General features: G+C 30.4%; 3 protein-coding genes. All 3 read right to left on the reverse strand.

Features of this window, described 5'->3' with window-relative positions:
• Positions 1–193: 193 nt before the first annotated feature.
• The 3 genes from NF27_RS00315 to NF27_RS00325 all read right to left on the reverse strand — a co-directional run bounded on the left by NF27_RS00315 (position 194) and on the right by NF27_RS00325 (position 5,342).
• Positions 194–577: a helix-turn-helix domain-containing protein gene (locus tag NF27_RS00315; RefSeq protein ID WP_204367844.1), complete on the reverse strand. Its 384-nt coding sequence runs from the start codon at positions 575–577 to the stop codon at positions 194–196.
• A gap of 12 nt (positions 578–589) precedes the next feature.
• Positions 590–883: a type II toxin-antitoxin system HigB family toxin gene (locus NF27_RS00320; RefSeq protein WP_039454580.1), complete on the reverse strand. Its 294-nt coding sequence runs from the start codon at positions 881–883 to the stop codon at positions 590–592.
• A 94-nt stretch (positions 884–977) separates the two neighbouring features.
• A complete protein-coding gene (locus NF27_RS00325) occupies positions 978–5,342 on the reverse strand; it encodes an ankyrin repeat domain-containing protein (protein ID WP_039454581.1) in 4,365 nt (1,454 codons plus the stop codon).
• Positions 5,343–5,741 lie beyond the last annotated feature (399 nt).

Here is a 5,741-nt window from a genome sequence, read left to right on the forward strand (position 1 = left end):
CTTATACATCACTAGACCTATATATTTTTATATTAATATTATATACTAGCTTAATTAAATGGTTAAGTTGACGGTACCTCTCAACCTAATCTACCTAAATTAACTAAATATTTTATAGTTTTAAAATAATAAAATGTTACACCCGAATTAGTTAACAAATCGCTAACTCAAAATCTTTATATATAAGCTTAATTTATTTATAGCTTGGAATATTATATTCAGATGCTAAGATTTCATATGGTATATGAAGCTTGTCATGAAGGCTTCTTATCATCTTTAAGCTAAGCTTTCTTTTTTTACTTAAAATTTCAGAAGCTCTACTGCTGCTGCCTAATATCCTTGCTAAATCAGTTTTAGTTAAACTCTTTTGTTCCATTATAAATTTTATAGCTTCTATAGGATCAGGTGATTCAATAGGAAAATGTATTTCTTCATATCTTTCTATCAATATAACTAATATATCAAGCTGATCACCCTTTAGTGTATCAGGTTCGGCATCCCATAGTTGCTCAACTAAGTTTAAAGCATTCCTGTAATCTTCTAGATTCTTTATAGGTTTTATTGTTATATTTAACATCCTGTTTCTCCTCTACACTATAGCTACATCTATCTTGTTGTATTCTGTATGTGTTCCTATAAATCTTATATAAACTATTTTAAATCTATAATTAATTTGTACTATTAACCTGTAATTATTACCTTTTATATTAAAAACAATTCTATTATTTGGTATAATATCTGCACTATTAAAAGTTTGCTTAACATCATTTGGTTTATCCCAATCTGCTTTTTTTACTAAATCAAACCATGTTTTTAAAGGTTGCTCAGCATCTTTATAAATATTCCAAAATTCTTTTAAATTACTTCGAGCAATAATTCGCATATTATATTTCTAAATCCTTATTACCAATAATACTATATTCCCAATTTGGGAACAAGAGATATTACTATAATTTAATACCTTTAAGTATAAATTCCTAGCTACCAATACTATAACTTAGCTCAGTAACTTGCAAAGGAGATAAACTTTGTTTTAGGTCAGACTGAATAGCCTTAAGCCCAAAACCGCCTTTTGCACTTACATAGGTAATTTGTTTACCGGACATGAAACTTTGAAGGTAATCATTTAACTCATTAAAAGTGAAATCATGATTACATACAGTTATTTCTTTACTTTTATCAATATTTAAAGATTTATGTTTATTATTAAGTAGATCTATAAATTTAGATATAATTAAACCTACTTCATCCTTGTTTATACTACCTTCACATTCTTTGCTTAAAAACTTCTGTATAGCTTGTGAGTTTACCAAGTATTGTTGCTCAGAATCTCTATAGCCCATATAATCACGTGGGCTTTCAGGTGAATTGACTTTAAAAAAGGGAAGGGTTTTAGGAGTTAACCCACCCTTACCTAGGAAAACCTTATTAATCCCCATGCTAATTGCCAGTTCAGCCGCTGAGCTTATAAAAGGCTCGCATAATCTATCATCCTCTTCCCTTAAATCTTCCCAAGAATCAAATACTAAATTCCCCTGCTCACTTAACCATGCCCAGCTTTGAGCTACTAATTCACCTTCCATTTCTTCTGATAATTTTTTGCTTAAAGTTTCAATTATATATCTAAATTTTATAGTCTCATCTGTGGTATTATTTAATTCCTCAAATTTCTTACCATAATAGCTTATTAGCTTTATATACTTATTTCTTTGTGACTTCTCAGTCATTATTTTCGGATTTACTATCTCTTCAATGCTCTCACATTTTTGAAAATGCTGATATAGTTGTTGCAAGCTTTGAATATTATTAGGACGTTTGAATACAACATAAAATCCTCCATAAGCTGAAAGCATTCCATGTATAGCACAGCTTCCTCCTGCTTGCCCCACATATTGGCAGCAACGTGTCATTTTTCCAAGTATATATCCTCTAAGATCCGTAGCAGGCAACTTTTTCATATAATATTTAGGTTGGTTAAATTCTTTACCGTCAACATAAATATCAGGCAGATAATCCACATCTTTTATTTTGTGCTTATCTAAAATTTTATTAAATATAATTTCAGGAATAGCTTGAGCAGAAAATATATTTGCTAATTCAATATTTTCTTTACCCCTACTATACCCTATGTGTTGTACTGTTTCTTTTAACTCTTCCAAATCAATAGGAGGGTGACCTAACCTCTTTTCTATACGAGGTGCAAAGGCAAAGAACTTAGTTAATTCAAAGCCGTATTTTAATGCAAGTTGTGCCCAAGCAGACTTATCCCAAAACCCTTCTGAAGGAATATCAAATATACTAAGTTCATGGATCTGTTGGTAGCTGTTAGGGTTCCTATAAGTTGTTATATATTGCTCTACTTCATCAACCGTATTAAATAAAACTGATAATTTATAACTACTTTCTCCTAAACTTAGTATTGCTATCTGAGTATTTATAAAAATTCCATTTATGGTATATTCCGGCTCTTTTATAAGGATATTTTTTATCTCTTCATATTTTTTTGAATCAAAGTTAGCTAAAGGAGTAGTATTTAAGCTATCAAGTTTATTAAAGTAGAGAGCATAATGCTTTGGGGTATTACCATTATAATCAATCATATCATAGTTAAATCCCCTTTCTAATAAGCAATCTATTATAAATTGATTGCCGCCAACTATAGCATGGTGCATAGAGGTTCTTCCTTGAGCATCTTCAATATACGGATCAGCCCCTTTACTTAGTAACAGTTGAAAAACTTCATTATTTCCTTTACTCGCTGCCATACTTAAAGCAGTACTTCCATAACTATCATTAACATTAGCTCCTTTCTCAATTAAATTTTCTATAAAATTAAAACTACAATCTTTGACGATAGCTAATTTTAATGCCTTACCGTCACTAATCGCACCCTTTTCAAGCAGAAATTCAGCTGATTCAGGATGCCCATTAAGAATAGCTTTTTGAAGAGGAGTATAACTACCTTCAAGATATTCAGGATTACTTGGTGGATTTATATTTGCTCCATTATCTACTAAGATTTTTATTGCTTCTATCTTGCCTTGTTCGGCTGCATAGTGTAACGGAGTTCTACCGGCTTCATCAGTAACATTTACAGATTCCCCCGCCTCTACTAAGAGCAGCATAATATCAATAAAACCCTTCTCAGTTGCTAAGTGTAGCAAGGTTTTATTCAACCGAATACCTATGAATAGTTCTTGCATTAAGATGTGTATATTAGCTTTATACTTAAGCAGTAATTCAACCATTGCTATATTGCCATTCTCTATCGCTATGGTTAAAGGCGTTTTCTTATATTGATTAATAAAATCAACTTCTGCCCCTTTCTCAAGTAACTGCTTGGTTAATTCATAATATCCTTCAGCTACAGTCTTACATAATATTTCTCCTCCCATGATAGATTTGAAAGGAGGGTAATAATTAAGTAAACATTCGGCAGTTTCTGTTTTTCCTTCCCTTATAGCTCTTTCAAGTAATGAAAGCTCAGGGTAGCCAATGATATTAAAATTTAAACCTTCTTTAATTAAATACTCCAATAATCCTATATCATTTTCTTTCCACGCAACATTAAAGCAAGTATGAAATAATAATTCTCTTTGCTTCTCTTCTTTTGCAAATGAAAAAATTTCTTTTACAATGGTATAATATTTAACACTAGAGGTAATATTAAGTAATTCTCTTATATGGTACTCATCCTTTATAAGCTTTATATCAGCACCATAATCCAGTAAACATACTACGGCTTGCCAGCTATGAAATTTAACAGCATTCTCTAAAGGAGAAAACCCTTCGTTATTGAGGATATTAACCTTTGCGCCTGCTTTAATAAGTATTTGAGATATTTCTACAATTAATTTAGGGTCTCTGATATTAGACAGTTTATGTAAAGCCGTATTCCCTTCTTTATCCTGCTTGTTAACATCAGCTCCTTTAAATATAAGCATTTTTGCTATTTCTATATTACCCCAGGATATAGCATTAGGTAATAACTCTTTATCTTTCTCGCCATTGACATCCAGTCCTTTATCCAATAAATATTCTACTATCTCCCGTTCATTATATGTTGCCGCCCAGAATAGACATTTTTCTCCTCTTCCCATTGAAAGATCAATACCTTGCTTTAATAGATATAGTATATTTCGGGATGCATAATTGCTATGCCCTATTCCTTCCGCATTAACTATAGCATCAATAGCGTTTTGCCCGTTGTGATTTACTGCATTAATATCAACTCCTTTTTCGAATAATAATTTTATAATTTTAACTGAAGAACTATTTACTGCCTTATGTAGTAAAGTGTTACCTTCAACATCCCGGTATAAAACATTTACACCCTTTAGAATCAACAATTCTGCAATTTTGTTATTATAATTTAAAATAGCTTGGTATAATGGTGTATAGCCTTGATTATTAACTGAATCTAAAACTACCTCTGCTCCATTATCAATCAATGTATTGAATAAGGTTATCTGCTTATATTCTTCTTCATCTTTACCGAAGGAATGCCCTGTAAAACTTAATAAATGTAAAGCTGTATTACCTTGACTATCTTTTAAGGCTATATCAGCTCCTCTGGAAAGAAGTAGATCTACAATTTCTATATTTTCTCTAGATATAGCTGTATGTATCGGTAATTTATCTCCATTAATATCTAAACCTTGGTCTAGTAAATATTCTACTAAAGGTTTGCCACCTTTCTTTCCTGTAGCCCAAGCTAAATATTCCTGCCCATTGGCTTTATTGATTAATAAACCTTTAGATAATAAATATAATACTATTTCTTCTGCTGAATCTTTATGTGATTGGTATTCAATTACTAAATCTATTAGATTTTTTTGCTCATTATTGAGAACATTTATATTAAGCCCTTTTTCTAACAATGCATTTAGGATTGGAATTGAACAACATCTCTTACATGCTATATGTAATAATGTATCTCCATTATTATCACAATATAATACATTTACTCCTTGGCTTATTAGTAACTCTGCAATTTCCCTTTTACCCCATAAAAGAGCCTGATAAATTATAGGTGAATTGTCAAATTGTAGTTTGAACTCAATATCTGCTCCTTTTTTAATTAATAAATCTGCAACTTCATAATTGCCTATCTCTATTGCTATTTGTAAAAGTGACTTACCTTCATGTTCAAAATTAGGATTTATCCCTTCCTCTAAGAGTTTTATTGCTTTTACATGATTCTCTTGGTAATAGGTCTCCGGCTCTTTAATAAAAAATTTAGTCTTTTTACTTTCAGCTAAAGCTAAACAAAATTCTTCTTCTTTTGTTTGTAGACTATTTTCATTGCTGTTTATTTGCCCAAACCTATTACTTAATCTCATAAAGTATTATCCTTTTTATAAGCATATTTATAATGAAGGTAGCTACTTTTAGAGTTTACAAATATACTTTTTTAATTAATATTATAGGAACAATATTTTTATTGGCTTTTATAGTACTCCTGCAAACATTAAAATTGTATTTATCACATAAGCAAACAATTATCATTATCAGAAGAAGAGCTTGACGACAACTCTACAGAGCGTCTAAAACTTCTTACTTGAGAATTATTTTCAAGTTCCTCGATTTGTTTAAAATCAGTTAAAGCGGGGATAATTTTTTAGTAGAATTTTTAATTAATGAATTTTCAAGTCCTTCATAATGGTACCGTCAACTTAACCATTTAATTAAGCTAGTATATAATATTAATATAAAAATATATAGGTCTAGTGATGTATAAG

It is taken from the genome of Candidatus Jidaibacter acanthamoeba, assembly GCF_000815465.1.
GTDB classification, from domain to species: domain Bacteria; phylum Pseudomonadota; class Alphaproteobacteria; order Rickettsiales; family Midichloriaceae; genus Jidaibacter; species Jidaibacter acanthamoebae.

Coding starts and splice junctions, on each gene's coding strand:
- NF27_RS00315 (WP_204367844.1), bottom strand. CDS start 577: ATGTTAAATATAACAATAAAACCTATAAAGAATCTAGAAGATTACAGG.
- NF27_RS00320 (WP_039454580.1), bottom strand. CDS start 883: ATGCGAATTATTGCTCGAAGTAATTTAAAAGAATTTTGGAATATTTAT.
- NF27_RS00325 (WP_039454581.1), bottom strand. CDS start 5,342: ATGAGATTAAGTAATAGGTTTGGGCAAATAAACAGCAATGAAAATAGT.